The sequence below is a fragment of the Terriglobales bacterium genome (assembly GCA_035764005.1).
GTDB lineage: Bacteria > Acidobacteriota > Terriglobia > Terriglobales > Acidobacteriaceae > Gp1-AA112.
Map to the genome: position 1 here is coordinate 1 of DASTZZ010000063.1, position 26262 is coordinate 26262.

Sequence of the window (26262 nt, forward strand, 5' to 3'; positions counted from 1 at the left end):
ACTTCAAGTCGCGTCTTTGCGCGCTCGATCAGGCGTAGAGCTTCTTCGCGGTTTGCGTTGGGGTCTTTGAGTTGTTCCTCTGCCATCTGCTGCTGGCGTTTTGCTACTTCGACATCAATATCGGCAGCTTTCTCAGCGCGCTCGGCAAGAACCGTGACTTTGTCAGGCAGAACCTCGGCGAATCCCCAGTGCAACGCCAGGCGTTCGATCTTTCCATCCGGACGTCGGTAGCTGAATTCGCCGCTTTTCAACTCTGTGATCAGAGGAGCGTGTCCGGGCAGAACGCCCAAGTAGCCCGACATGCCGGGCACCTGGACTTCGGTTGCCTGATCGCTCACAAGCAAACGCTCAGGGGTGACGATTTCGATTTGTAGCGTGTCTGCCATTTTTTATGCAGCGGTTGCAGATTTCATCTTCTGTGCTTCTTCGAGCACTTCGTCGATGGTGCCCTTCATGTAGAAGGCCTGCTCCGGCACATCGTCGTGCTTGCCTTCAATGATCTCGCGGAAGCTGCGCACCGTGTCCTGCACTTTCACGTACTTGCCCTTGTAGCCGGTAAACTGCTCGGCGACGTGGAATGGCTGCGAAAGGAATTTCTGCACTTTGCGCGCGCGAGCGACCGTGATCTTGTCGTCTTCGGAGAGCTCGTCGATTCCCAAAATGGCAATAATGTCCTGCAGGTCTTTGTAGCGCTGCAGGATCTTCTTCACGCCCTGGGCAACGTCGTAGTGCTCCTGACCGACGGCGCGCGGCGAAAGAATGCGTGAGGTCGATGCCAAAGGATCGACTGCCGGATAGATACCGAGCGCGCTGAGCGGACGCGAGAGCACGGTGGTTGCGTCGAGGTGAGCGAAGGTCGTAGCCGGAGCGGGATCGGTGAGGTCGTCGGCAGGCACATACACGGCCTGCACCGAAGTGACCGAGCCTTTCTTTGTGGAAGTGATGCGCTCCTGCAACTCTCCCATTTCGGTCGCGAGGTTCGGCTGATATCCGACGGCGGAGGGCATACGTCCCAGCAGCGTAGAAACTTCAGAACCGGCCTGCGTGAAGCGGAAGATGTTATCGATGAAGAGCAGCGTGTCCGCGCCTTCCTTGTCGCGGAAGTACTCGGCGACGGTGAGACCGGTAAGCGCTACGCGCAGACGCGCTCCTGGCGGCTCAGTCATCTGGCCATAAACCAGCGCGGCTTTCGAGGCATTGCTGTCGCCCGGCTTGATAACGCCGGACTCGCTCATTTCGAGCCAGAGATCGTTTCCCTCGCGCGTACGCTCGCCAACTCCAGCGAACACCGAATAGCCGCCGTGCTGCTTGGCTACGTTGTTGATGAGTTCCATGATGACAACAGTCTTGCCGACGCCCGCGCCGCCGAAGAGTCCGATCTTGCCGCCTTTCAAGAAAGGCTGGATCAGGTCAATGACCTTGATGCCGGTCTCGAACATTTCTTCCGTCGTCGATTGCTCTTCGAATGTCGGAGCCGGACGATGAATCGGCCAGGTTTCGGTTGCATTCAGCGGACCTAACTTGTCGACGGGCTGTCCAATGACGTTGATTACGCGTCCCAGAGTGGCCTTTCCCACGGGTACCGAAATGGGACCGCCGAGATCGATTGCCTTCATTCCGCGCACCATGCCTTCGGTGGCTTCCATTGCGACGCAGCGTACGCGGCCTTCGCCAAGGTGCTGCTGCACTTCCACGATGATGCTGATGGGTTGCGGAACGTTGAAACCTTCGCTGGTGATGCGCAGCGCCTGATAAATCGGCGGCATCGTAGCTTCTTCGAACTGAACGTCCACTGCGGGACCGGAAATCTGAATTACTTTGCCGATATTTTGTGCCATAAAAGCCTTTTTACAGAGCGGCAGCGCCGCTGACGATTTCGATAATTTCTTTAGTGATCGAAGCCTGACGTACGCGGTTCATCGTGAGCGTCAGCGAGTCGATCATGTCGGATGCGTTGTTGGTTGCCGAATCCATTGCAGTCATGCGCGCAGCATGTTCAGCAGCAACGGATTCGAGCAGCGCGCGGTAGATCTGCACGGCAACGTATCGCGGAAGCAAGTCATTGAACAGACGCCCTGGTGTTTGCTCGTAGATGTAATCGCCGGCGCCAAATTGCTTCATCCGGTCATCCTGCGCGGAGGGGTCCTCGGCGCGAACACTGACGCCGGCAGTGGCGGCAGCGTGTGCAGCTTTCTGGCGTTCTTCCAGCGTGAACTGATCGACCTGTTCGACGTCCTGCTCGCCGATGTGCACCATCGGCAGGACATGGTCGACCACCAGGCGCTGAGCAATAACCGACTTAAACTCGTTGTAAACGAGATAAACAGAGTCAACTTCCTTGCGCGTATAGCGTTTAATGATTTCGGCAGCCAAACCGCTGGCTTGACCAAATTCCACTTTGTTCAGAACACCGACTTGCTCACCGATAATTTCGACCGGCGCATTACGGCGATACTCTCCGTCTTCGCTGCCTGCCTGGGCATAAGGAAAGCGGCGGCGAAACATATCCCGCCCCTTGCGTCCGATTGCGATGATGTCAACGTTCTTGCCCGCCTTCGCCTCAAGAAACCGGTTTGTCGTCTTCACGACGTTGGCGTTGAAGGCGCCGGCGAAGCCTTTATCGCCGCTGATGACAACTAGAAGAATGTTCTTCTCTTCGCGACGTTCGAGCAGCGCATGGTGCGGCTCGCCCGTGACTGGATCGTAGATCTCCGCCCGCGAGACCAGGGATTTCAGCACATTTACGAGCATCTGCGCATACGGACGCGCGGCGAGCGCTCGCTCCTGGGCGCGGCGCAGCTTTGCCGCCGAGACCATCTTCATGGCCTTCGTGATCTGCTTCGTGTTCTGGACGCTTCGTATGCGTCGGCGTAAATCGAGAACGTTAGCCATTATTAGCTTCTAAGCTGTACGTCAGTACCGCCTGCGGTAGCAGGTGGGTGTGTGTTGGTGACCCATCCGCTACCGCGGACGGTACTGACTCCTTACGCGATTGCTTTCGCTTTTTCCGGTTCGCGCGAGCTTACAAATTGCTGCTTTGTTTCTTTGATCAGCCGCGTCATTTCCGACTTCAGCTGATCGTCGAGCTGCTTCTTTTCCATGATCTCGTTCAGCAGGCCCGGGTTTGTCGTATCCACGTACTTGTATAGCGCATCTTCGAAGGGCCGCACCTCTGAGACCTGCAGGTCGTCGAGATGACCACTGGTTCCAGCAAAGATCGCGAGAATCTGCTTGCTGAACGGCAGAGGCGAAAACTGCGGCTGCTTGAGCAATTCGGTCAAGCGCTGGCCACGATTGAGCTGTTGTTGCGTGGCTTTGTCGAGATCGGAGCCGAATTGCGCGAAGGCCGCGAGCTCGCGGTACTGTGCCAATTCGAGCTTCATCGAGCCTGCGACCTGACGCATCGCCTTGATCTGCGCCGATCCACCGACGCGGCTCACTGAGATACCGACGTTGACTGCCGGACGTACGCCGGAGTTGAACAGATCGGTTTCAAGAAAGATCTGGCCATCGGTGATCGAGATGACATTCGTGGGAATATACGCGGAAACGTCGCCAGCCTGCGTCTCAATGATCGGAAGAGCCGTGAGCGAGCCGCCGCCGAGTTTGTCCGACAGCTTGGCCGCGCGCTCGAGCAGACGAGAGTGCAGATAGAAAACGTCTCCAGGATAGGCTTCGCGTCCTGGGGGACGGCGTAGCAGCAGTGAAATCTCACGGTACGAAGCTGCGTGCTTCGAAAGATCATCGTAGATGACCAGCGCGTGGCGTCCGTTGTCGCGGAAGTACTCTCCGATGGCACATGCAGCATAGGGAGCGATGTATTGCATCGGCGCCGGCTCAGATGCAGACGCTGCAACGACGATCGTATAGTCCATCGCGCCGTAATCGGTGAGCGTCTTCACGACGTTAGCGATCGACGAGCGCTTCTGGCCAATGGCGCAATAGATACAAATAAGGTTGTTGGTTTTGTTGTTGAGGATCGTGTCGAGCGCAACGGCAGTTTTGCCGGTTTGGCGGTCGCCGATGATCAACTCGCGCTGCCCGCGGCCGATCGGAATCATGGAATCGATGGCTTTGATTCCGGTCGCCATGGGTTCGCGCACCGGCTGGCGGTCAATCACGCCCGGCGCTATGCGTTCGATATGGATCGTCTGTTTGGTGTTGATCGGACCTTTGTCGTCGATGGGCTGCCCGAGCGAATTCACGACGCGGCCAATCATGGCGTCACCGACGGGCACGGCCATGATCTTGCCGGTGCGGCGTACTTCGCCGCCTTCTTTGATTTCGGTGTAGTCGCCCATAAGCACCGCGCCAACCTGGTCTTCTTCCAGGTTCATGGCGATGCCGGTGACCCCGTGTCCAAAATCGATGAGCTCGCCGGCCATGACTTTGTCGAGGCCGTAGATGCGGGCGATACCATCGCCCAGCGAGATCACGGTGCCGACTTCGTCGACCGCGACTTTGGACTCGTAGTTTTCAATCTGCTCACGAATGAGCTTCGTAATTTCGTCTGCTTTGATCTGTGCCATATTGAATGTCTTTGCTTCTGTTTGTCATTCCGAGCGTAGCGAGGAATCCCTACCCAGCCGAAACCGTTTCGTAGAAGTAGGGATTCCTCACTTCGTTCGGAATGACAACCTTTGCTGACAAGCTATAGATGGACGAGCTGCTCTCTCATCCTCTGCAACTGCCCGCGCACGGAGCCGTCATAAATTGTGCTGCCGACTTTCACAACCACCCCGCCCATGAGCTTGGGATCGAGAGCATAACGTACGCGCAGCCGCTTGCCGGTAACCTTCGTTACCTGGTCTTCTAAGCGACGCCTCTCTTCTGTGCCAAGCTCGCGCACGCTAACGATCTCAGCGTCGGCAATGCCAAGGCGTTCGTTGATCTGTTCGATCGTGTTCTTTGCGATCTCACTATAGGCATGAATGCGTCGATTCGAGATCAGCACAGCAACAAAGTTCCGCACTTCGCGGGAAATGCCGAGCTTCTTCGCAATTGCATCCAGCAAGCCGAGCTTCTGGTCGGAAGCAACGGACCGACTATCCCAAACCGTCCGCAGATCGGCGCTCTCGCCGAGCACGGTCCCAATCGATTCCAATTCGGAGCTCACGCGAGCGGCGTCGAGTCCGCGATCGACCACCACGTCGGCCATCGCACGTCCATAAATGCTGATGAAGGAAGCCATCGTTAGCCGTTTCCGTTTCGGCGCGACTGCGAGCCGAGTTGCTCGGTGAAGTCCTCGACGAGCGATTTGTCTTCGCTGCTGTCGACGCGAATTCCTTTTTCCGCCATTGCTACGGCGAGTTCGACCGCATACTTCTGCAAATCGCGCCGAGCCGTGTTCGTGGCCTGGGTAACTTCGTGCTGGGCTGCATCCAGGATTTTCTGTTTTTCTTCAGCAATCGATGCGCGAATCCGTTCTTCTTCAGCCTTCGCTTCAGCGTCGGCGTGCTTCTGCATGTCAGCAATCTCGACGCTCATGCGTGAAAGACGCGATTCAATTTCCTGCAGCTTGAGCCGAGCCGCTTCGCTCGAACGCCGCGCCTCTTCCATCCCTTTTTGGATTTCCTGCGTGCGTCCGCGAAACATCGCAGGCAGGTTCGCTTTTAGGGCAAGAATGATGAGCACGGCGACAATGGCGAAGTTAATAACTACGCACAACCAGTAAGCACCTTCGAGCGGGAGTCCGGTGATATGAGAAATTCCCTGCACGGCAGGCGAGTACTTGAACGCTGCCTGCTCCTGATCCTCGGATTCGGCCGCACCGCTCTCATTTCCAACGCCGGATTCACCCGGAGTGCGCCCGGCAGCCTCGTTCGATGCGTGCGTTAGTTCCTGATTGGAATTTGCCGATTCCGGTGCAAAGGCCGACCCCGTTTTCGAACCTTCAGCGGGACGATTCGCTGGCGCGGGCTTTTGCGCGCGCGTAGCCGGTTTAGAGGCGGGAGCAGCCGTCTGCTGCGCAACTGCACTTAGGCACAAAGTGGCAAAGAACGCGAGTATGAGGATGAGAGTGCGTTTCATCCCCGGCCACCGACGGCGGGCTGCTTAGCTTCGGATCCGGCACGCAGGATGGAGCGGATGATCTCCTTAGCCAAATTGGAACTTTCAGCCTCGATGCGAACTTTCGCGATCTCGCTCTCTTTCTGGATTTGCGCACGAGCGCTGGCGATCATCGCCTCCGCGGCGCCACGAGCTTCGGAAACTGCCATGGTCTTCTCATCCAGCACCTGCTGGCGCCGGGTCTCCTGACTCTTGAAGACAGCCAGTCGAGCCTCACGGAGTTTCTGCTCGTATTCAGCCGTTTTGCGATCGGCGGCAGCCACATCGCTGCGGGCTTTTTCGGTTGCGCCCACGGTTTGACTGCGACGCTCGGAAAGCGCGTCAATGAGCGCGTTATGGACAATCACGCGATACAGAATCCATATGAGAACAAAGAGGATGATGGTCGGAATGGCGCCGAACGCAAGTTCGCCTAGTTGTCTGAGCGTCTCGTCCATTAACTTGAGTGCTTATTGTCCCGCGGAGAAAGTGAATGACAACCTTCTAAGCTAACATTCGATTTTTCCGAGTGTCAAACTGCTGCAGGTACAACTTTCGTGCACATTCCATAGCCGCTTCTGCCCGGAAATCCAGAGTTGCTGGGTGAAGATGGGGCGCGATTCATAGGGGTTCACCTTACTTTCTTAAGGCCTTTCCGGAAGCAAAGATTTCACGATTCAGGTCGAGGCCGTAATCCTCGGAAGGCGTTTACCTGAGCCCGACGTTTCGGTCACGATGCCGCCACGGGCTGCGGTCATTTCGTCGCATGATTCATTGCTTTTGATTGCGAACTGCTCCTATAATGTGGGCCATCCGTACCCGCCAAAATACCTCGCAAGAGGTCTGGCCCGGGGAGCGTCAGCCGGTCAGACCGGATGCCAGCCTTCGTGGCAATCGCCCCGCTCGGAACCATCAGGCGACATTCGGAACTGATCTCGAACGGAATCCAAGGAGTCTTTAAGCGCAACATGACACGTAAGATTGTTTCAACTCTCTCCATCGCGGCCCTGCTCTCTGCTGGAGCCTTAGCTCAGGCAGCCGATACGAACGCAGCTCCGGCGGCCAGCACGACCACTAATTCCCTCGTGGCGGGTCCAACCAAAGTCGCCATCATCAACATTCAGGCGGCGATCGCCAACACCAACGAAGGCCAGCGCGATCTCGATGCACTGCAGAAGAAATTCGAACCCAAGCAGATCGAACTGAAGAGCCTCAGCGACGAAGTCGACAACCTCAAGAAGCAGCTCGCAGCCCAGACCAACGCTCTGAATGACGAGGAGCGCAACAAGCGTGTGCAGGCGATCGAGACCAAGCAAAAAACGCTGCAGCGCGATCTCGAAGACGCACAGAACGATTACCAGACGCAGTCGAATGATATTGCGCAGCGCATCGGCACCAAATTGATGCAGTCGCTCGACGCGTACGCAAAACAGAATGGATATGCCGTGGTGATCGACGTTTCGCAGCAGCAGAGCCCGGTGCTCTGGGCAGCGCAGTCGGTGGACATCACCAAGCCGGTGATTGAAGCCTATAACGCCGCTTCCGGCGTACCCGCGCCGCCGCCGGCAGCCAAGACAACGCCTTCGGCTCCGAGCGCCGCCGTGCGTCGTCCAGCAACAAGCCCTGCCACCAGGCCTGCGGCTCCCAGCTCGACACCGAAATAACTTAGATAGTTTCCACATTCCGCAAGGCCGCTCATCGTGAGCGGCCTTTTTATTTTTCCAAAACGGGAGGCAAACGCTGCGGCTGCGGTGTCAGTTTCTGTATCGTCCCAAAACGGGAGCGATGGAGGACGCCAATGTTCGCCGAGAGCCTTCTCGAATCGTCGCCTCACATCGGCCATCGTGCCGGCTGGGCCAAACTCACTTCCCTTCTCCTGCAATGCATGGGCATCGCCCTAATTTTGGCCACTCCACTGTTTCATATTGAACGCCTGCAGGTACTTCCTCCGCCGCCTAGCATCAGGCTCATGAGCGTGCAACAACCGATCGTGACTACGAACACCACGAGCCTGAGTCGAGGGGATTCGTCGCCAGCCTCGTATACCATTCTGCAGCCGACGTCGATACCCAGGACGGTTGCACGCGGAGATGATCGCAACAACTCGAGAGCAGACGTGCCTGCGGTGGGGCCTCTCTGCGTAACCAATTGCGGAAGCGGACTACCGATTAGCAACATCCTCAACACTGACGGCTTCAATATTCCCAAGCCTCCACCGCCGACTCGTCCTCTTCACGTCTCAGAAATGCAGCTTGGGACACTAGTCCGGAAAGTTCTGCCGGAGTATCCGATGATTGCCAAGCAGATACATCAACAGGGTGCGGTGGTGCTCATGGCCACAATTGGGAAAAACGGTCGAGTAGAACACGTGCAGCCGATCAGTGGTCCGCCACTCCTCATAGGTCCAGCGCAGCGAGCAGTTGAGCAGTGGCAGTATCGCCCTTACATCTTGAATCACGAGCCGGTCGAAGTACAGACGCAGATCACGGTGAACTTCGTTCTCAATTAGGGAATCGGTTTTGAAAAAATCGACGCGCGCTCGCCCACACCCGGAGAGAAAAGTCTCGATTTAGTGATTCGATTTTTCAAATCACCAAATCACGAAATCGCGAAATCACGAAATGATCAAATCGTCCCCGTTCTCATTCTTTGGCTGATTCCCTCATTACGCCGGTAATCTATGTCCCCAATCTGAACTGACGTACTTTCAACGGTACTGACGGTCACTGCGGCTTCTTGGCTCGATCTCGCCCGCGTGCCTCTCAAATCTTCACTGCTTCTCTAAAGGGCTAAACTGTGCGAAACAAATTTGGTGTGGCGTTGCTCGTTGCGAGCTTCGCGATGTGCTCAGGCGCGTTTGCGTCGAGCGATTCCGGCCAGCCTGCTCCCGACTCGAACAGCGCCTCGACCGCTGCGGCGTCACAGAGACCGGAAGGTCCCAGCTTAAGTCATCGTCCGGGCATCGGATTCAAGATGTCCCTACTCGGATTCGGTGCTGATTTCGCTGTGCCGGTTACGCAGCGCTCGAACGTGCGCTTTGGGTTCTCAGCATTCAATTACAGCCGCGGTTTCGATAAGGACGGCGTGAGCTACTCGGGCAAGCTCGGACTCAACTCCGTGCAGGCTCTCTATGACATCTTTCCGTTTGGCGGCGGATTCCACCTCAGCCCGGGAGCGCTGCTTTACAACGGGAATCAGCTTAGCGGCAAGGCTACCGTTCCCGGCGGACAATCGTTCACTCTTGGCGGGACCGATTACATCAGCGATCCGACCAGCCCTCTTTCCGGAAATGGGAAGATGGCCTTCAGCAAGGCCGGGCCAATGTTCCTGCTTGGCTGGGGAAATCTGGCGCGCCGCAGCGAACGCCATTTCGGCATGACGTTCGACATCGGAGCGGTTTACCAGGGAGTGCCGCGAACGACGCTGAGCTTCGGCGGACGCGCTTGCGACTCGACTGGACTGAACTGCGCCGACGTGACCACCGATCCCACGTTCCAGAGCAACGTTCTTTCCGAGCAAGCGAAGATCAACCATTCGGCTTCGCCCGCCCGCTTTTTCCCGGTGATCTCCATGGGCTTCGGATACAAGTTCTAACTCCTGTTCGATTCAACTCTTCAGGGCCTCGACTTCGGTCGAGGCCTTTTATTGTTCCTTGGCTCGAATACGCTGGCATCTTGTGATTTATAAGTTACAATAGTCTCGATGATCGACGTTCTCCGATACATCAACCCCGAAGAAAAGGACCTGTTTGGAGAATGGTTGAATCGATTGCGAGATGAGAAGGCGCGCGCCAGAGTAATGATTCGAATCGACCGAGTTGAGGTCGGTAATTTCCGCGATTGCAAGGCGCTTGGCAACGGACTTTACGAGCTCCGAGTTGATTGGGGTCCAGGTTATCGCGTCTATTTTGCACGCATCGGCAAAACTAGGGTGTTGCTTCTATGCGGGGGAGATAAACGAACTCAGCCTAGTGACGTCGTGCGGGCACGTGAGTGTCTGGAGGACTACAAACGGAGGACAGCCAAGAGATGAAACACAAGCCCAGCATTTCCCACCATGAAGCTACCATCCGTGAGCTGCCAACAAATCCGCGATTTGCGGCTGAATATCTTCGGGCGGCTTTGGAAGAGAGCGACGATCCCAAGGTTCTGCTTATTGCTTTACGACGTATTGCCGAATCAAGGGGAGGCATTGCCAAGGTGGCTAAAGCCGCAGGCATCGAACGAGAGAGCCTGTATCGTGCGCTGTCACCCGAAGGAAACCCACGGCTTTCGACGCTGCTGGCTGTGACCAGGGCGGTCGGCTTGAGGCTTACCGTCGAGTTGGCAACGTAGCAGGGCGGATGATTCGCACAAAATCGAGAACAGTGTTCTAATTTCTCCGCAGCGGCCACAGGCAGCCGGACTGAACTCAAGGAGGAAGTCTCTTATGAAGAAACTGAATCTCATTCTCTCGCTCGCAGCAATGCTGATCTTCAGCGCTGCTGCTTTTGCCGCGACGCCGCAGGATGCGCAGAGCAGCCAGCAACCGAGTGCGCAATCGGGAACAGGACACGGTCATGGGGCGGGCGAAGGACACGGTCGCGGCATGATGATGAATTCCGATGAAATGCTCGACCACATGTCTAAGGAACTGAACCTGACCGACGATCAAAAAACCAAGATCAAACCGATCCTGGAAGAGCAGATGAAGCAAATGCAGGATGCTCGCGAGAGCACGTCAGGATCGCAGCAGGACCGTCGTGCCAAAATGAAACAGATTCACGAGAACACCATGAGCCAGATTCGTCCCATCCTCAATTCCGACCAGCAGAAGAAGCTTGAGGAGATGATGAGCCGTCGCGGCGAGCGTGGCGAGGGACATCAGCACAGCGGAGATACTTCGAACCCGCAGTAACTAGGGTTCGGTCATCGCTTGAACTCAGTTCAACAGTGAACTGTCATCCCTCGCGCCGCAGTGAATTGCCATTGCTGAAGATAATCTGGGTTTACGGCGCGGGGGATCTGTTGTTCTTAGAGACTGGAACACAAGCAGGTCCCCCGCGCAGCAAAACCAAATTGTGGAAGATCTCAGTTGGTTCTAGCTGCGCGAGGGATGACAGTGACAATTAAGTAGCTTCTATTCATGTCTTTCTCCAGCGGAAGAGCAAAGCGTAAGCTCAACGACGTTGAGCTCTACGACTATGCTGTGGCATCGCTCGCTCGCAAGATGCGCACGGTTGCCGAATTGAAGAGGCTTTTGCGCGCACGCGCCTCAAATGATGACGACGGCACTCTTGCCGTCGAAGCTGTGATCGCCAAACTCAAAGAGCAAAAGTATCTAAATGACTCTCGCTACGCCGCCGCATATTCCCAATACCGGCAAAGCAACGAGAAGTTCGGACGAAGGCGGGTGATCGCCGATCTCAAAGCAAAAGGTGTACACAGCGAGGTAATCGAGCGCGCGGTGAGTAGCGCCTACGAAGAGATAAATGAAGAGAAGCTCGCGCGGCAGTTTCTGGATCGCAAGCGTCTGCATAAGCCAGGGAACGAGCGCGAGTCTGCGCGCGTTTTCCGCATGCTTGTACGCGCGGGTTTTTCTACCAACATAATCTTCAAGGTGCTTAAACGCTGGGATATCGACGATGAGGTGCTTTCCGCTCTCGAATCCGAAACGGAACCATCGAGCATCGATTAAGGGCAACTGCCAGAGCCTCACATGCTCAATGGAAGGCTTTGATTACTGATGACTCACGCCTGGCAACTCCTTCCTTGACTTCATTTTCCCTGCAAGCTAAGTTCGGCAAATAAGCTCACACTGAGGACGAACGCTTGCCCAACCGACTGATCACCCTGACCACCGACTTCGGGTTAAACGACCACTTTGTGGGAACAATGAAGGGTGTGATTCTCAACATCAATCCGGAGGCGCAGATCGTCGATATCTGCAATTCTGTCCAATCATTCGATGTGCTCGACGGCGCGCTGGCCATTGCTCAAGCTGCATCCTACTTCCCTTCTGACACGGTGCACGTTGTAGTGGTCGATCCCGGAGTGGGAACGCAGCGGCGTCCGATCCTCGCTGTAAACGAGAAACATATCTTCATCGCTCCTGACAATGGCGTGCTCTCGCTGGTCTATGAGCGCTCGGAACGACTGAGCGTCCGTCATGTGACCTCTGAGCATTACTTCCTGCAGCCGGTAAGCCAAACTTTTCACGGTCGCGACGTCTTTGCCGCCTGCGCGGGCTGGCTTAGTAAAGGCGTGGAAGTCGCGAAATTCGGCGAAGAGATTACTGACTACATCCGCTTCTCCGCTCCTAAACCGAAGTCTGTGAGCGAAAACAGCTTCAAAGGCGTGGTGCTGAAGACGGACAAATTCGGGAATTTGATCACCAACATCACGCCAAAAGACATTCCGCAGCTCTTCGAACACACTCCACCGGCGTTTCGCATCGTAATCGGCAAAGCTGAAGTTACGAAGATCCGAAGCGCCTACGCCCAGGCTACGCCGGGGGAGATCTTCGGAATCCTGGGCAGCATGGGTTATCTGGAGATTTCTGCGAATCGTGCCGCCGCGAATCGACTTGCAGGTGCTGATAAGGGCAGCGATGTCTCCGTTGTCCTGGCCTAGCAACGAAGCATGAAACGAGTTCTGCACTTGATCTGGATTGCGACACGCGGACATCGGCTCGCACCGTGGCGGAGCCCATATCTGCGTTGGCGAATCGAGACCTACACCGGCATCAAGATGGACAAGATCGGCTTCCTCGAATTCTGGACATTTCTCTGGCGCACCCGCCACGAGCTTGTACGCTTCCTGCAGTGGACTGCAACCATGGAAGATTACGCACGTCCCAAGCCTAAGAATCCGTAGCCATCAAAACTCAGGATATGTCGGCGGCTTGTGCGTCGGTACCGTCCGCGGTAGCGGATGGCTGCGTCGCACGCGATCAGCATGGAGGATAGCGGGGCTTCGTCTCGCGCGACTATAACGTTCCGCATGACAGCGCGAACAGCCCGCGACGAGAATACAGGCCTGAAGGGCCGAAAGAAGCGCAGCCCAGCGGCGTAAGCCCTGGGGAACCGGAGAAGACGGATTCGAGCCCTGAAAGGGCGGCACCCATTGAGACGCGGCCTATAATGCCCATTTCGGGACAGGATTGCCGCAATTGCTAAGATCGCAACTCACGCTGTTTCCAGCACGCGGCACATTCTTGCTTGTGAAATTACTCGGCTGTCGCCCTTACAGGGCTCAATTCGTTTGCAATCTTTACCCAGGGCTTACGCCCCTGGGCTGCGCTTCTTTCGGCCCGTTGGGCCTGGCATTCTCGTGCTCTTCTTCCCGTAATTGAGGATCGCGAAGCCTCAAATATTTCGGTAGAGCCCAGTGCGACAAGCTACATATCCGGATGCGATACGACTGTTACTCACCCATTCGGGGGTAGCGGAGGGCGTGTGTACCAGTGACCCATCTGCTGCCGCAGACGGGACTTACGCATGGGCGGACAACGCATTCGATGCGCCATCAGGCACTCAGTTGCGGGATCGCGTTAGACTAGCCAGTTTGCTCTAGCGGTTCCGCCACGGATGACAGCCCTGCTCTTCACGATTATTGTGTGGGCCACCGGCATGCTCGCCGGTTTTCTTGGCGCACTCACTGGACTGGGCGGCGGAGTCGTCCTGGTTCCTGCCCTCGCTCTGCTATTTCATGTTGATATCAAGTACGCCATCGGCGCTTCGCTGGTATGCGTAATCGCAACTTCTTCCGGGGCAGCGGCTGCGTATGTCAAAGAGGGCTACTCCAATATTCGCATCGGAATGCTGCTGGAAATCGCAACCACTCTCGGCGCAATCCTCGGTGCGTTTTTAGCTACGCGTGTCAGCACACATGCAATTGCAATCGTCTTTGGCTTAGTGCTTCTGCATGCGGCTTACCAGTCTCTTTTCGGGAAAAAGCAGGATACCTCTGCGCTCGTTCAGTCCGATTCTCTGGCGGCCAAACTAAAGCTGGCAGGAGATTATCCCGTGGGCGAGCAGCGACAGGCTTACGGGGTGCGCAATGTTCCCGCCGGCTTCAGTCTGATGTTTGGCGCGGGCGCGCTTTCGGGACTGCTTGGCATCGGTTCCGGCGCAGTAAAAGTCATTGCCATGGATCGAGCCATGCGCATTCCATTCAAAGTTTCCACCACAACAAGTAATTTCATGATCGGCGTCACGGCGGCGGCAAGTGCGGGCGTTTATCTGGGACGCGGTTACATCGATCCTCGGCTTTCGATGCCGGTCGTTCTTGGAGTACTTGCCGGAGCATTCCTTGGAAGCAAGGTGTTGGTGAAGGCTCCGGTTCGAGCGTTGCGCGTGACCTTTGGCGTGATCATTTTTCTGTTGGCGATCGAAATGATTTTCAACGGAGCTACAGGGAAGGTTTAGTCGGCATGACCGATGAGCGGCTGGAGATATTCATTGGCAATCTGCTGCGACTTGGCGTGCTGGTTTCAGCGGTCGTGGTTGCGATTGGGGGAGCACTCTACCTGGCGCAGCACGGCCATGAGATCGTGAACTATCAGACTTTCCGCAGTGAACTTCCCGAACTGCGAAACCTGCCGGGAATCTGCATCTCCGCCTTTCACCTGCGAAGCGATGGGATTATGCAGCTCGGCCTGGTGCTGTTGATTGCCACGCCAGTCGCCCGCGTCGCTCTCGCCGTGATCGGCTTTTATCTCGAACGCGATCGGCTTTACGTCATGGTGAGCCTGATTGTGCTTGCGATTCTGGCCTATAGCATGATGCATGCCGCGTAAGCAGACCGATTCTCTATTCGCTTCTCAGCGCCGACATGGGCTCAACTCCCGCGGCGCGGCGAGCGGGGATATACATCGCCAGCGAGGCTATGATGGCCAGCAAGGCAGCGACGCTGAAAAATGTGAGCGGGTCCCCTGAACTCACGCCGTAAACGAGGCTCGCGAACAATCTGCCTGCCGCAAATGCCAGCAAAGCTCCCAGCACGATGCCTGGCAGCACTAGCCAAAGTCCCTGTCCCAAGATGAGCTGCATGATGTTGGCTTTTTTTGCGCCCAAAGCCATGCGCACGCCGATTTCGCTGCGTCGCTGCTCGACTGTATACGACATGACGCCATACAGCCCAGCTAAGGCGAGGATCAGTGCCAATCCGGCAAATGACGCCAGCAGCCCGCTGCGGAAGCGCGACGGAGCAAACGCCTCGCCGGCAACGTCTGTCATCGACTTGAGTTCCAGCGGCACTTCCGGGTTCAAGCGGTGCGCCTCGGCGCGCAGGGCTGCTGCCCCGCCCCCGCCGTCCGCAAAGATGAGGTACATGTCGGCGGCGCGTCCGGGATGCTGCTTGTAAGGAACGTAGATCTGCGCAGTCGGCGGGTCCTGCAAGTTTTCCTGCCGTACGCCTTCGACTACGCCCACGACTGTCAAATAGTTCTTGTATGTGACGAGGTCATAGCCGAAACGGATTTGCTGGCCGATTGGGTCCTCCCCCGGAAAGAACTTGCGCGCCAGCGGTTCGCTGATGATACACGTGAGCGGAGCGCCAGGGATGTCGTGCGCGTTGAAGTCGCGTCCTTCCCGAATTGGGATCCCCACAACGTGAAAGTAATTGGGGCTGACAGTCATGAATAAAGCTGATTGCGTGATGTAGTCCCCCGGCGGAGGATCGGGATGGCCCGCAATGTAGAAGCCGCCGTTACTATCAGTGGGTTGAGAAGGCAATGCCGTTGCTGCTGCAATCTCTTTGATTCCCGGCATTGTGGCTGCGTTCTCCAGCAGCGTGGAGTAAAACGCGGCGGCGTGTTGGGAATCCGTTTCATTGTTGGCCGGATACATGGGATGCATCATCGTGAGGTGGTTCACGCTGTATCCAGGATCGACGGCGTTCAGCGCAATCAAGCTGCGGATGAGAATGCCCGCTGCAACCAGCAGAGCCATCGAAAGGGCGATCTCTGCAACCATGATTCCGGAACGTAGCTTTCCGGCGCCACTGCCCGCAATCGAATAAGTTTTGCCGCCATACAGCGCGCTACGCAGGTCGCCGCCGCTAGCCTGAAAGGCGGGCGCGAGGCCAAATACGAAGGTGCAGAGCAGCGATATGGCCAGCGTGAACAACGCAACCCGCCAGTCCAGCGCGATCTGTGTGTTAGCAATTAGCGCAGCGGGAGTCACATGTGCCAAAGCTCTTGCGGCCCAATATCCCAACAACAGCCCTAAACCTCCGGCCACCACTGCCAGAACCGACGCTTCGCTAAGAAGTTGGCGAACGATGGCTCCATGGCTCGCTCCCAAAGCAGTGCGAATGGCAATCTCCTGGCGTCGCACGGTGACTTTGGCCAACATTAAGTTCGCGACATTGGCGCAGGCAATCAGCAGTACAACTCCCACGGCTGACAGCAGAAGGTAGAGGGTCAGACGAACCTGCGCAACCAGTAGATCTTGCAGAGAAGTGACTGCGACGCTGGTCAGCTTGTCGTCCTTGGGATATTGCTTTGTGAGCCGCGCACCGATGGTCGTCATCTCCGCCTGCGCCTGCTCGAGACTCACGCCTGATTTGAGAAGACCGACAGCCCTAAAGTTATGCGCAGTGCGTTCCTGCATTCGTGGCTCAACTATGGAGTCGTAGTCCGGAATCCATATTTCGCTGCGCTCGGGAAAATCGAAGCCAGGAGGCATTACGCCGACGATCGTTAGCTCAAGCTCACCCGACTTGATTGTTTTGCCGATGATATCCGGATTGCCTTGGAACACGCGGCGATAAAACGAATCACTAACCACCGCCACCAGCTCGCCGCTTTTCTTGTCGGAGTCGTTGTACAGGCGGCCAAGTTTAGGCTGCACGCCGAAGACGCTAAAGAAATGCGTGTCGGCGATCGAGCCATTAATTTGGGCAGCAACATTGTTCGCAAAAATGCTGTGCGGGTACGGAGCGTAGTAGGAGAGCGTCTCGAAGCTGTGGCTCTGAGCTTGCCAGTCGAGGAAGTCGGGCAGCGAAACCTGTCCGATGCGGCCGGTGCGTGGCCAGAGCGTTCCCACAGAAACGATGCGCTCCGGATTCTGATATGGGAGCGGACGCAACATCACGGCATTGACGACGCTGAAGATCGCCGTGTTGGCGCCGATGCCCAAAGCGAGGACGGTAATCGAAATCATCGGAAATACCGGGCTCTTCCACAACGAGCGAACCGCGAGGCGGAGGTTCATAAAGTCTGCAAGTCCATCGTTCAATGAGCAGTCATAATTCCATGACTACCCGGTCGTTCCAGGCTGTAGAGCATTGCAAAGACAAGCTGTTGGCGGGTTTTCGCGCAAAGTCGGAAGAGTCCAAGCTGACCAAAACCGGCGAGCCTGTTCGAAAACGAACATTGTCCAGTTGTCAGGCGCGTCACCGGCGATTGAGGTTGAGGGATGGTCTTCGGCGCCGTGTCCTCAGCCGCTCGCCTGCGCACCGAACATAGTTCGGTGCTATCACGAATCACAACTGAAAATCAAGATTTTTCTAACATGCCGCAGGACAGTTCCATTTCGGAACTGCTCTTACGCTGTTATTACGCTGTTATCGCCATTTCTTTCGCTGCTCCGAAGAGCATCACAGAAAAAGCCGATTCCCGTAACTGCTTCGACTCGCGAGGGTTGCGCGCATTTATCGTCGTCCGCATCCACGGTTTTTGAAAATTTTACGGTGTTAATTACGCTGTTATTTTTTTGAGTGAGATGTGACAGGAAAGTTTTGCGAGGAGGATTGAAACCAGAAAGAGGAGCGCATACAGCGCTCCTCTTTAATGAAGTACGGGTTTCGGTTATTGCTGCGCCGCGGGAGTTGTGGCGGTGGCTACATCACTGGTCGTCCCGATGGCGTCACCCGAGAGCACCAGCTCAACGCGACGGTTGTGCTGGCGTCCTTCCGCCGTGTCGTTCGAAGCCACAGGTTGCATGCTGCCAAAGCCGCGCGCGGTTATCCCGCTCGCAGCGACGCCTTGAGTGACCAAGTAGTCCCGGACTGCTTCTGCACGCTGTTCTGAGAGCCGCTGGTTGAACTCATCGCTTCCCGTCGAATCGGTGTGGCCTTCAATCGCGACCTTCAAACTCGAGTATGCCAGCAGAATTCCCGAGACCCTGGCCAGACGCTCGCGCGCTTCTGGCTTCAGCTCATACTTGCCGGTCTCGAACAGGACGTCGCCCATGTTGGCGATTAAGCCGCGAGCCGTATCGTGCGTCTCCAGCACCGAATTGAGCTGTTGCAGGAGCTTCGCGCGCAAGTCGGCTTTGTCCTTTTCCGCTTGCTGACGCAGACGGTCGGCTTCGGCTGCTGCTGCGCGAGCTTTGTCCGCTTCGGCCGCGAGTTGCTGCTGTTGCGCTACCGCTGCCTGGCGCGCAGCCTCCGCTTGTTGTTGCTGCTGCAGGGCCGCCTGACGTGCAGCTTCAGCCTCGGCCTTCGCCTGCTCGGCCTGCTGCGCGGCTTGCTCAGCTTCCTTGCGCATGCGCTCGGCTTCCGCACGATCCTGCTCCGCCTGCTGACGACGCAGCGCCTCCGCCTGAGCTTGTGCCTTGGCCTGCGCCTCACGGTCAGCCGCTTCGCGTGCCAAACGCTCTTCTTCCTGCTTCTTGAGCGACATCACGCGCGCGTCTTCGGCCGTCTGCGCCGCATCGCGAGCGAACGTCGCAACCTGCGACTTCTGCTTCGTGCGATAAGCGTTCTCCGCCTGCTGCAGCGACTTCTCAGCGCTGGCCAACGCACTGGGAGCGTACTTGTCGGCATTCGAATTGTGCGCGATTCTTACCGCATTACGCGCCTCAAAGAGCTCAAGCGGCGTCTTCGAATCGATTCCGAAAATGGCATCGTTGATACGAGCGTTGGTCGAGGAGTAGGCATCCCGTCCAAGCAACTCGTAGCTAAACTGGATCTGCTGCGCTAAGCCTGCGGTGTCGGTGCGTAGTACGTTCTCTGCAACAACCAAGCTGCCCGGCTGCGTTACGGCAAAGTAGGGCTCGGCAGTAACGACGAGTCCAAAAGTCTGAAGCTCGGTCGTAGCTTTCAGCTTCGCCTGATCGTGATCGAGCACGAGCTCGCCCATATTCACCGCGCGACCCTGCGGACTGATCGCCCACAGCACGTACGTCAAATACTCCATGCCGAACTTGTTTGCCGGCTCGAGCCCATACATTTTGAGGTCAACTTCGACGCGACCCGTGCGGCTCTGAACTTTAGCTTCGCCCATCGCTGTGGACATGAGCTGAGTTCCCTGCATGTCAATCTTCGACGAGGAGCCATTGCGATAATTGATCGCCTTAATCTGATGCGAAACCGAGGCCGTTCCCGATTTGGGAGCGGACGATGCAGCGCTCGGATTCTGTCCGGCCGCGGTGATCGCCAGACCAAGCGCCAATCCAAAACTGATGAGTGGTTTCATAAACCCTCTCCGAAGGAAAGTTGTGGTGGAACGGGGGAGGGCGCCAATTCGCCTAACCCATGGTATGCACAAGAGTTACAGCAGAGAACATCACCGGAGTGCTAGTCCCACCGTGTACCGAGGCCGCAGCGTTACTCTAGAAAAAAGCAGTTTCCAATGCCTGAAGCAGCTCAAAGTTCAAAGGTGAAGATGATATCCGTCGATACACTGACGGAACACGACTGGCCCTCCGTTCGCCGTATCTACGAAGAAGGTATAGCCACGGGAGACGCAACCTTCGAGACATCTGCCCCAAATTGGCCCGAATGGGATGCAGCGCACCTGCGTAGCCCGCGTCTGGTTGCGCGTGGCGAAGACCAGGTGCTGGGCTGGGCGGCATTAAGCCCGGTCTCCCGTCGGCAAGTCTACGCAGGAGTCGCAGAAGTAAGCGTATATGTGGCCGCGGAGGCTCGCGGCCAGAAGATTGGGCAGCGCCTCCTGCGCGCGCTTGTGGAAGCCTCAGAACAATCGGGCATCTGGACACTCCAAGCCGGCATATTCCCGGAAAACATCGCCAGCCTTGCGATGCACAAAGCCTGTGGCTTCACCAGCGTCGGCAAAAGAAAACGAATCGGACGCATGGACGGACGCTGGCGCGACACAATCCTCATGGAACGGCGCAGCGACATTGTCGGTCTAGAGTAGGCTTTCTGCCGCACGGCGAAACCTGTTCTTCGAAAGATCGGGGGTGCAGGAAATGCGAGAACCAGCGGGCGTGTTCCGAATCAGGAAATATATTCCTTGATGTATTCGTCAGTGCTTTCGGCGAGTTCCCGTCCGGTGCCGTCGAAGATCACTTTGCCATCTCGCAAAATCAGAAACGATGTGCTGGTGTTCACGTCAGAGTTCTTCACCTTCACCATCTGCCCTTTTTCCCGGTCGAAGCGGTGCGTGGCCATGGTAAAACCGTCTTGCAAGCGGTGCGTGACCATCAAGGCTGAGGTCTGATACACGTCGCGCTGCTTCACCAGGAGCTCGACGATCGTTGTCGAGGTGATCGGATCGAGGCCACCAGTAGGAGAATCGTAAAAAATGATTTCCGGCTGCGTGATGATGGCGCGCGCGATGGCAACGCGCCGACGCATGCCGCCGGAAAGCTGCGCGGGAAATTTGTCGATGGTATGTTCGAGTTCCACGAAGCGCAGGGCTTCTTTCACACGCTCGCGGACTTCTTCGCGAGGCAGATGCTCTTCCATTAAACGAAAGGCGACGTTCTCTTCTACTGTAAGTGAATCGAACAACGCGCTTTCCTGGAACACCATTCCAATCTTGCGCCGGAGTCCAAACAGTTGCTGCTCCGGCATCGAAGTGATTTCCTCTCCCAATACGGTAATCGTGCCGGCATCAGGCTTGAGAAGACCGAGGGCGAGCTTCAGCAGAACACTTTTGCCTGATCCAGCAACACCAAAGACAACCTTGGTTTCGCCGCGATGGAGTTGAAACGAGATGCCGCGTAAAACCAAATGCCGATCGAAGCCAACTTCGACGTCGTTGAAGTCCAGAACGACTTCGGTCGACGGCGGATGACCGTTAGTCGTTACCGTAACCGCTCCCATCTCAGCGCGCACCTTTGGTCATCGGCCGAAGATCCCAATGAGTAGCTGGGTGAGAAAGAAGTCCACAATCAGGATCAAGACTGACGAGGCGACCATTGCTTGAGTGGTCGACCGTCCGACACCCTGTGTACCGCCTTTTGTCGAGACTCCGTAGTAGCACCCGACGGTGGCGATGATGAAGCCGAAGAAAAAAGGCTTGAGGAGCCCTTGGAAGACATCGGCAAATTGCAGCTGCTGATACGTACTCGTCCAGTATTGCTGAGTGGACAATCCCAGGCGACCGACCGCGACAATGAAGCCGCCGAACAATCCCATCAAGTCAGAGAGGATCGTGAGGAAAAACAGCATGATCACGGTCGAGACCACCCGAGGCGTCACCAGCTTCTTGATGGGATCGGTGCCGAGCGCGCGCATCGCATCGATCTGCTCGGTCACCTTCATCGATCCCAACTCGCTCGCCATTCCGGTGGCCGCCCGCCCCGCGAGCATCAGGCTCGTGAGCACGGGCCCGATCTCCTTGATCATTGAGAACGAGACAAGTTGGCCGGTGAGCGATACAGATCCGAACTGCTGAAGAGTAGTAGAGGTCTGAAGCGCGAGCACCGCGCCGATTGAAAGTCCCGTGAGTCCCACAATGGGAAGAGAACCGAAGCCGATGAAGTCGGCCTGCAGAAGCATGTCGCTCAGGTAGCGTGGACGCCGCGCGAGATTGGCAACAGCCTCTCCGGCCAGGAGCGAATACTCCTGCACGGCCAGAACTCTTTCCTTAATGGCCTGCTCAGGCGAATTTCGGAACATGGAAGGAACAGGTTACAGGGGAGAAAGGCAAAAGGGAACAGGGGACAGGGTTCGTCGATCAGACTTGCTTTTCCCCTGTTCCCTGTCTCCTGTAACCTGTTCCCTCTTTAAGCTTCTCTTCCCCGTTTTCTCACTTCGATATTCAATCGTTTGATTTTCTGATTCAAAGTTGAAAGCGGAATGCGGAAGCGCTCGGCGGCTTCGGTTTGGTTCCAACCGCACTTTTCGAGCATGGTGACGATCACACGCCTCTCGCAGTCCTCCATGATGTCAAAGAGAGAGGCGTTGCTGGAGTCCGGGGTTAAGACGGGCATGGAGTTGTCACCGAGGATCGATTCAGGCAACAGATCGATTCCGATGTTGGTTCCTGACGAGAGAACGACGGCACGCTCGATCACGTTTTCCAACTCGCGTACATTCCCAGGCCAGGAGTAGTTCAGGAGCGGACGCATCGCTTCCGCCGTGAAATGGCGTGTCGGCAAGCCGTTCTCTTCGGAGAAGCGACTGAGAAAATGATTGACCAGCAGCGGAACGTCTTCCATGCGGTTGCGTAGCGGCGGCAGATTCACGCTGATGACGTTCAGGCGATAGTAGAGATCCTCGCGGAACTTCCCTTCCTTCACAAGTTGTTTGAGATCGACATTAGTGGCGGCGATGATGCGGACATCGACTTGTACTTCCTGCACGCCGCCAAGATGCATGAACTTCCGGTCCTGCAGCACACGCAGAATCTTGGCCTGCGTATCGAGGCCCATGGTTCCTATTTCATCGAGGAAGAGCGTGCCTTTATTCGCAATCTCGAATAGTCCCTTTTTGGAAGCGATTGCGCTGGTGAAGGCGCCTTTCACGTGGCCGAAGAGCGTCGATTCGAGAAGCTCGGTAGGCATCGAGCCTGTGTTCACCGGAACGAATGGACCATCTTTACGCGGGGAGTTCGCGTGAATGGCTTTCGCGATCAGTTCCTTTCCGGTACCACTTTCACCCTGAACGAGCACAGTAGAGCGACTCGGAGCCACCTGTGCCACGAGGTCGAAAACCTTGAGCATCGCTTCGCTCTTGCCAATGATGTTCTCGAAGCTGTAGCGCTGTTTGAGAGCACGCTTGAGCTGACGGTTCTCTTCCTCGATGCGCAGACGCGAGATCGATGCGCGCACATCTGCGAGGAGCTTCTCGTTATCCCAAGGCTTCTGGATGAAGTTGGTCGCTCCCGCCTGGATCGCCTTTACGGCGTTCTCGACCGTGCCATAGGCGGTGATCATGATGACCGGCAGGCCGGGATCGCGGTCGCGGATTTCTTCGAGCACCTCAATCCCATTTCGGTCAGGAAGAGCAAAGTCGAGCAAAACGAGATCGCGCGGAGAAGCGGCGAGCATGGCCAAACCTTCTTCGGCGCTGCGGGCGGCTTCGACATTGTAGCCTTCGATCGCAAGCAGGGTTTCGAGCGATTCGCGGATCGCAGCTTCATCGTCGACGATCAGAATTGATCCGTTGGCGGATTCCACCTGATGCATATGTCGGCGCGCTAGGACTGCGGAGACGGCGGCTTCAGACATTGACTGCCTTTCTCATCATAGGAAATTCGAGGGCGAACGTCGTGCCTTGGCCCTGGCGGCTGTTGACCTGAATCTTGCCGGCATGCTCTTGAATGATTCCGTAGGTCACGGAGAGGCCGAGCCCGGTTCCGCGTCGCTGTCCTTCACCGGCTTTCGTCTTCGTAGTGAAGAATGGATCGTAGATGCGGTTCAGATGCTCGGGAGCGATGCCGCTGCCGGTGTCAGACACCATAACGCGCACGCCATCTCCGTTTGAAGTGCTTACTCGCAGCGTGCCTCCATTCGGCATAGCGTCTTTGGCGTTGAGAAACAGATTCAGGAAGACTTGCTGCAGCTTGCCGCTGTTGCCCATGATGCTGGGTAGCTGACTGTAGAGTTCACTTTCGACGCGCACTCGGCTGGTCTTGAACTGGTGTTCGAGCAGAGTGAGCGTATCCTGTATGACTTTGTTGAGATCGAGAATCTGGAACTCGCTGCCGCTTGTGCGCGAGAAGTTCAGCAGGCTGTTGACTATCTCTGACGCGCGAAAGGTCTGCTGCGTGATCTTCTCAAGAATCGCCGAGCGCTTCTCGTCACCTTGCAGATGCTTGGCGAGCATTTGCGTGTAAGAGGAGATCACAGCGAGCGGCGTGTTGACCTCATGCGCGACTCCAGCGGCAAGCAAGCCAATCGAGGACATTTTTTCCGCCTGCGAGAGTTGGGACTCAAGATCGAGCCGCTCGGTGATGTCATCCACGATGATGATTCGCCCGACAACTTCGAATTGCCGCGTTACGAGGGGTGCAATGGCGATGTTAGCGACACGAGTCTCGCCGGCAGGCGTCTCCAGGCGGAACTTGTAGAAGTTGTGAATGCCGGGCGATTGGCGGATGCGGTAATACTCCTGCACGAACTCAGCGGGAAAGAGATTGCTCAATGAGCGTCCGAGAGCCTGTGCTCGCGGTGTGGCATACATGACTTCCATCTGCGAGTTCCAGGACTCAACGCGGTCAGCGAGATCGACCGCCAGCACACCAACACTGATTGATTCGACGATGTTTTCGTTGAATTCTTTCAAGCGTTCATAGGCAGCCGCTCTCTGTTGCAGGGAGGCGTAGAGCCGGGCATTCTGGATGGCGATGCCGATGTAACCGGAGAGCGTTTCGAGCAACTCGACATCTTCGCTGGAGAGATAGTCGCTGTCGACGGTCTTGCCCATACCCAGAATCGCGATCGTGCGATTCTGCACGCGACAGGGAATGTAGTAGTTCAGCTCTAGTTTCGCTATGGCTGCTTGCGCTGCCGGGCTGGCATTGAGAACGTTGTGCGTATTCTCGAAGAATAAATGCGCTGGCGAGCGCTGATCGGACAAGCGGCCGAGGAAATCTAAATCCAGATCGCCTGCTGAGCCGATTCCGAACGACTTTGCTAAGAAGAATTTTTCCAGATCTTCCGCATTTTCACTCGCGAGGAAAACAGCAACGCGATCCACTCGCAACGTATGTGCAAGACGATCCACCACAGCAGAGAGCATGGCGCGCAGATCGGTCTCAGAATTCAAGTCACGCGCGAACTCGACGAGCGTGCGGCGATAGTCGTATTGCTTGCGGTAGAAGAGCCGATCGAGACGGTGTTGGATACCGCGCTTGATCGGATCAAACAGTAACGCAGTGATTACGACGGCGACGATCAATCCCCACTCGCCGGCGTTGGGCAGCGAGGAGTGAACCTTTTCGGCAACGGCTCCGATGATCAAAAGATTCAGCAGCGTGATGATCGCCGTAGCCAACGTGTACGACATGCCGCGTTTGAAAATAAGATCTACGTCCATCAAACGGTAGCGAATGATGGCGTAACCAAACGTCAGCGGCAGGAATACCAGCGAAAGAACCGAAATCTTCGTGAGTGCGCTCGGCTCCATTCCCATCAGGTAAGGAATCACGGAGAACAGCGTGTAAGGAGCGATGGCCAGAATGGTTCCGCGCGTCACCCACTTCATCTGCTGGCGCAGCAGAGGCGTGGTGATGCGTCGGTAGGTATCTACCAGCACGGCGGCCGAGAGCACGAACAGGCTCGAAAGGCAGATGATGTCAAGCCGATCCAGATTCCAGCGCAGCCGCTCAGTCGGCGCCAGTGTAGTGTTGGCGATTACGTAGGCACCAACTACCAGTAGTCCTGGGAGGTACAGCATTGGGATAAGCCAGCGATGCCGCTTTAGCCAGCTCTTGGGCTCAGGAAACGTGAGCGCGAAGTGCAGGAAGAGCGTTGGTTGCAGCATGCTGGCGACAACGCTCGACCAATAAACAATCCAATCAAACGCGTTCAGCTTGCCGGTGTAGTGGAAGGCGTAAAGAACGAACGAACTCAGGCAGAAGACAAAAAAGTGCGTGGATTTCGGAGCCGACCAGCGCCTGAGCAGAACATAAAGGCCAATGCCGAGATAAATCAGTGCAATCAGCCGCAGGCCGATGTTCAGCGACTTATCTGCGGGGACGAGAATGACCGGCGCTTCGAGGCGCACACCATTGCGGATTACGCCATATGTGGCTTTGGAATAAGTTCCAGTTTGGAACAGATTGCGTACGCGGGATGCGGCATTGCGCACCGGCTGCCCGTTGATGTCGGAGAGCTGATCGCCAGGCTTGATGCCCGCACGCTCGCCCGGCCCTTGTGGGTTCACACGCTGTGCGTAGAGATGTCCGCTGGTTTCCAGCCACCATATACCGTCGTCAGGAATCAGGTACTCGCGCTCTTTCTGGAAGTTGATTGCACCGAAGACGACGCACGCGACCGTGCAGAGAGCCAGCACAACGGCTGCGGCACGCAGTTGAGATTCCCTGGTCATGTGCTGGTCCGGCAAGCGCAGGCGGACTACACGATTGCTT

Annotated in this window: 26 protein-coding genes; 13 read left to right on the forward strand and 13 right to left on the reverse strand. The window is 56.4% G+C overall.

Features of this window, described 5'->3' with window-relative positions; genetic code table 11:
* From VFU50_09390 to VFU50_09420, 7 genes are all read right to left on the reverse strand, one after another.
* The coding region (locus tag VFU50_09390) for a F0F1 ATP synthase subunit epsilon (protein ID HEU5233061.1) at positions 1 to 386 on the reverse strand (386 nt) is incomplete at its 3' end.
* Positions 387 to 389: 3 nt separating this feature from the next.
* Entirely contained in the window at positions 390 to 1838 is a 1449-nt protein-coding gene (gene atpD, locus VFU50_09395; protein HEU5233062.1) for a F0F1 ATP synthase subunit beta, read from the reverse strand.
* 10 nt (positions 1839 to 1848) lie between these two features.
* A complete protein-coding gene (gene atpG, locus VFU50_09400; protein HEU5233063.1) occupies positions 1849 to 2892 on the reverse strand; it encodes an ATP synthase F1 subunit gamma in 1044 nt (347 codons plus the stop codon).
* Between the two features lie 92 nt (positions 2893 to 2984).
* On the reverse strand, positions 2985 to 4529 hold the full coding sequence (gene atpA / locus VFU50_09405) for a F0F1 ATP synthase subunit alpha (protein ID HEU5233064.1): 1545 nt from the start codon (positions 4527 to 4529) through the stop codon (positions 2985 to 2987).
* A 122-nt stretch (positions 4530 to 4651) separates the two neighbouring features.
* The gene (gene atpH / locus VFU50_09410) at positions 4652 to 5191 is read right to left on the reverse strand and encodes an ATP synthase F1 subunit delta (GenBank protein ID HEU5233065.1); all 540 of its coding nucleotides are present in this window, start codon (positions 5189 to 5191) and stop codon (positions 4652 to 4654) included.
* A 2-nt stretch (positions 5192 to 5193) separates the two neighbouring features.
* Positions 5194 to 6030 carry a hypothetical protein gene (locus VFU50_09415; GenBank protein ID HEU5233066.1) on the reverse strand — a complete coding sequence of 279 codons (837 nt, stop codon included), beginning with the start codon at positions 6028 to 6030 and terminating at the stop codon, positions 5194 to 5196.
* The gene (locus VFU50_09420) at positions 6027 to 6506 is read right to left on the reverse strand and encodes an ATP synthase F0 subunit B (GenBank protein HEU5233067.1); all 480 of its coding nucleotides are present in this window, start codon (positions 6504 to 6506) and stop codon (positions 6027 to 6029) included. The genes VFU50_09415 and VFU50_09420 overlap by 4 nt, the downstream gene beginning before the upstream one ends.
* Before the next feature lie 510 nt (positions 6507 to 7016).
* Between VFU50_09420 and VFU50_09425 the strand changes: the two genes are divergently transcribed.
* The 11 genes from VFU50_09425 (at position 7017) to VFU50_09475 (ending at position 14826) form a co-directional block, all read left to right on the forward strand.
* Positions 7017 to 7712: an OmpH family outer membrane protein gene (locus tag VFU50_09425; GenBank protein HEU5233068.1), complete on the forward strand. Its 696-nt coding sequence runs from the start codon at positions 7017 to 7019 to the stop codon at positions 7710 to 7712.
* Between the two features lie 134 nt (positions 7713 to 7846).
* Entirely contained in the window at positions 7847 to 8557 is a 711-nt protein-coding gene (locus VFU50_09430) for an energy transducer TonB (protein ID HEU5233069.1), read from the forward strand.
* A 287-nt stretch (positions 8558 to 8844) separates the two neighbouring features.
* Entirely contained in the window at positions 8845 to 9642 is a 798-nt protein-coding gene (locus VFU50_09435) for a hypothetical protein (protein ID HEU5233070.1), read from the forward strand.
* 108 nt (positions 9643 to 9750) lie between these two features.
* Entirely contained in the window at positions 9751 to 10080 is a 330-nt protein-coding gene (locus tag VFU50_09440) for a type II toxin-antitoxin system RelE/ParE family toxin (GenBank protein HEU5233071.1), read from the forward strand.
* Complete coding sequence (locus tag VFU50_09445) at positions 10077 to 10382, forward strand: addiction module antidote protein (protein HEU5233072.1); 306 nt, start codon at positions 10077 to 10079, stop codon at positions 10380 to 10382. Before VFU50_09440 ends, VFU50_09445 begins: the two co-directional genes overlap by 4 nt.
* Positions 10383 to 10476: 94 nt before the next feature.
* Complete coding sequence (locus tag VFU50_09450; GenBank protein HEU5233073.1) at positions 10477 to 10944, forward strand: hypothetical protein; 468 nt, start codon at positions 10477 to 10479, stop codon at positions 10942 to 10944.
* Between the two features lie 228 nt (positions 10945 to 11172).
* On the forward strand, positions 11173 to 11724 hold the full coding sequence (locus VFU50_09455; protein HEU5233074.1) for a regulatory protein RecX: 552 nt from the start codon (positions 11173 to 11175) through the stop codon (positions 11722 to 11724).
* A gap of 134 nt (positions 11725 to 11858) precedes the next feature.
* A complete protein-coding gene (locus tag VFU50_09460; protein HEU5233075.1) occupies positions 11859 to 12659 on the forward strand; it encodes an SAM-dependent chlorinase/fluorinase in 801 nt (266 codons plus the stop codon).
* Positions 12660 to 12668: 9 nt separating this feature from the next.
* The gene (locus tag VFU50_09465) at positions 12669 to 12902 is read left to right on the forward strand and encodes a hypothetical protein (protein HEU5233076.1); all 234 of its coding nucleotides are present in this window, start codon (positions 12669 to 12671) and stop codon (positions 12900 to 12902) included.
* A gap of 713 nt (positions 12903 to 13615) precedes the next feature.
* Positions 13616 to 14455, forward strand: coding sequence for a sulfite exporter TauE/SafE family protein (locus VFU50_09470; GenBank protein HEU5233077.1), 840 nt, complete (start codon positions 13616 to 13618; stop codon positions 14453 to 14455).
* Positions 14456 to 14460: 5 nt separating this feature from the next.
* Entirely contained in the window at positions 14461 to 14826 is a 366-nt protein-coding gene (locus VFU50_09475) for a DUF1634 domain-containing protein (GenBank protein ID HEU5233078.1), read from the forward strand.
* 13 nt (positions 14827 to 14839) lie between these two features.
* On the opposite strand, the gene VFU50_09480 is transcribed toward VFU50_09475, so the two are convergent.
* Positions 14840 to 17245, reverse strand: a complete 2406-nt coding sequence (locus VFU50_09480) for an ABC transporter permease (protein ID HEU5233079.1) — start codon at positions 17243 to 17245, stop codon at positions 14840 to 14842.
* A 204-nt stretch (positions 17246 to 17449) separates the two neighbouring features.
* Between VFU50_09480 and VFU50_09485 the strand changes: the two genes are divergently transcribed.
* The gene (locus tag VFU50_09485) at positions 17450 to 17713 is read left to right on the forward strand and encodes a hypothetical protein (GenBank protein ID HEU5233080.1); all 264 of its coding nucleotides are present in this window, start codon (positions 17450 to 17452) and stop codon (positions 17711 to 17713) included.
* Between the two features lie 128 nt (positions 17714 to 17841).
* On the opposite strand, the gene VFU50_09490 is transcribed toward VFU50_09485, so the two are convergent.
* Positions 17842 to 19452 (reverse strand): OmpA family protein, encoded by a 1611-nt coding sequence (locus tag VFU50_09490; protein ID HEU5233081.1) that lies wholly within the window; start codon positions 19450 to 19452, stop codon positions 17842 to 17844.
* A 156-nt stretch (positions 19453 to 19608) separates the two neighbouring features.
* On the opposite strand from VFU50_09490, the gene VFU50_09495 reads away from it, so the two are divergent.
* Positions 19609 to 20136: a GNAT family N-acetyltransferase gene (locus tag VFU50_09495; protein ID HEU5233082.1), complete on the forward strand. Its 528-nt coding sequence runs from the start codon at positions 19609 to 19611 to the stop codon at positions 20134 to 20136.
* An 80-nt stretch (positions 20137 to 20216) separates the two neighbouring features.
* Here VFU50_09495 and VFU50_09500 read toward each other — a convergent pair whose 3' ends face one another.
* The 4 genes from VFU50_09500 to VFU50_09515 form a co-directional block, all read right to left on the reverse strand.
* Positions 20217 to 21047 carry an ATP-binding cassette domain-containing protein gene (locus VFU50_09500; protein HEU5233083.1) on the reverse strand — a complete coding sequence of 277 codons (831 nt, stop codon included), beginning with the start codon at positions 21045 to 21047 and terminating at the stop codon, positions 20217 to 20219.
* 18 nt (positions 21048 to 21065) lie between these two features.
* Positions 21066 to 21845 (reverse strand): ABC transporter permease, encoded by a 780-nt coding sequence (locus VFU50_09505; GenBank protein ID HEU5233084.1) that lies wholly within the window; start codon positions 21843 to 21845, stop codon positions 21066 to 21068.
* A gap of 107 nt (positions 21846 to 21952) precedes the next feature.
* A complete protein-coding gene (locus VFU50_09510) occupies positions 21953 to 23356 on the reverse strand; it encodes a sigma-54 dependent transcriptional regulator (GenBank protein HEU5233085.1) in 1404 nt (467 codons plus the stop codon).
* A 34-nt stretch (positions 23357 to 23390) separates the two neighbouring features.
* Positions 23391 to 26222, reverse strand: coding sequence for an ATP-binding protein (locus VFU50_09515; protein ID HEU5233086.1), 2832 nt, complete (start codon positions 26220 to 26222; stop codon positions 23391 to 23393).
* Between the last annotated feature and the right edge of the window lie 40 nt (positions 26223 to 26262).

What these genes read in the sequence shown, in the direction of transcription:
- VFU50_09440 (HEU5233071.1), top strand. Translation starts at nt 9,751, where the DNA reads ATGATCGACGTTCTCCGATACATCAACCCCGAAGAAAAGGACCTGTTT.
- atpD (HEU5233062.1), bottom strand. Translation starts at nt 1,838, where the DNA reads ATGGCACAAAATATCGGCAAAGTAATTCAGATTTCCGGTCCCGCAGTG.
- VFU50_09465 (HEU5233076.1), top strand. Translation starts at nt 12,669, where the DNA reads ATGAAACGAGTTCTGCACTTGATCTGGATTGCGACACGCGGACATCGG.
- VFU50_09495 (HEU5233082.1), top strand. Translation starts at nt 19,609, where the DNA reads ATGCCTGAAGCAGCTCAAAGTTCAAAGGTGAAGATGATATCCGTCGAT.
- VFU50_09430 (HEU5233069.1), top strand. Translation starts at nt 7,847, where the DNA reads ATGTTCGCCGAGAGCCTTCTCGAATCGTCGCCTCACATCGGCCATCGT.
- atpH (HEU5233065.1), bottom strand. Translation starts at nt 5,191, where the DNA reads ATGGCTTCCTTCATCAGCATTTATGGACGTGCGATGGCCGACGTGGTG.
- VFU50_09445 (HEU5233072.1), top strand. Translation starts at nt 10,077, where the DNA reads ATGAAACACAAGCCCAGCATTTCCCACCATGAAGCTACCATCCGTGAG.
- VFU50_09490 (HEU5233081.1), bottom strand. Translation starts at nt 19,452, where the DNA reads ATGAAACCACTCATCAGTTTTGGATTGGCGCTTGGTCTGGCGATCACC.
- VFU50_09500 (HEU5233083.1), bottom strand. Translation starts at nt 21,047, where the DNA reads ATGGGAGCGGTTACGGTAACGACTAACGGTCATCCGCCGTCGACCGAA.
- atpA (HEU5233064.1), bottom strand. Translation starts at nt 4,529, where the DNA reads ATGGCACAGATCAAAGCAGACGAAATTACGAAGCTCATTCGTGAGCAG.
- VFU50_09485 (HEU5233080.1), top strand. Translation starts at nt 17,450, where the DNA reads ATGGTCTTCGGCGCCGTGTCCTCAGCCGCTCGCCTGCGCACCGAACAT.
- VFU50_09415 (HEU5233066.1), bottom strand. Translation starts at nt 6,030, where the DNA reads ATGAAACGCACTCTCATCCTCATACTCGCGTTCTTTGCCACTTTGTGC.
- VFU50_09475 (HEU5233078.1), top strand. Translation starts at nt 14,461, where the DNA reads ATGACCGATGAGCGGCTGGAGATATTCATTGGCAATCTGCTGCGACTT.
- VFU50_09450 (HEU5233073.1), top strand. Translation starts at nt 10,477, where the DNA reads ATGAAGAAACTGAATCTCATTCTCTCGCTCGCAGCAATGCTGATCTTC.
- VFU50_09515 (HEU5233086.1), bottom strand. Translation starts at nt 26,222, where the DNA reads ATGACCAGGGAATCTCAACTGCGTGCCGCAGCCGTTGTGCTGGCTCTC.
- VFU50_09455 (HEU5233074.1), top strand. Translation starts at nt 11,173, where the DNA reads ATGTCTTTCTCCAGCGGAAGAGCAAAGCGTAAGCTCAACGACGTTGAG.
- VFU50_09510 (HEU5233085.1), bottom strand. Translation starts at nt 23,356, where the DNA reads ATGCATCAGGTGGAATCCGCCAACGGATCAATTCTGATCGTCGACGAT.
- VFU50_09420 (HEU5233067.1), bottom strand. Translation starts at nt 6,506, where the DNA reads ATGGACGAGACGCTCAGACAACTAGGCGAACTTGCGTTCGGCGCCATT.
- VFU50_09480 (HEU5233079.1), bottom strand. Translation starts at nt 17,245, where the DNA reads ATGAACCTCCGCCTCGCGGTTCGCTCGTTGTGGAAGAGCCCGGTATTT.
- VFU50_09425 (HEU5233068.1), top strand. Translation starts at nt 7,017, where the DNA reads ATGACACGTAAGATTGTTTCAACTCTCTCCATCGCGGCCCTGCTCTCT.
- VFU50_09505 (HEU5233084.1), bottom strand. Translation starts at nt 21,845, where the DNA reads ATGTTCCGAAATTCGCCTGAGCAGGCCATTAAGGAAAGAGTTCTGGCC.
- atpG (HEU5233063.1), bottom strand. Translation starts at nt 2,892, where the DNA reads ATGGCTAACGTTCTCGATTTACGCCGACGCATACGAAGCGTCCAGAAC.
- VFU50_09470 (HEU5233077.1), top strand. Translation starts at nt 13,616, where the DNA reads ATGACAGCCCTGCTCTTCACGATTATTGTGTGGGCCACCGGCATGCTC.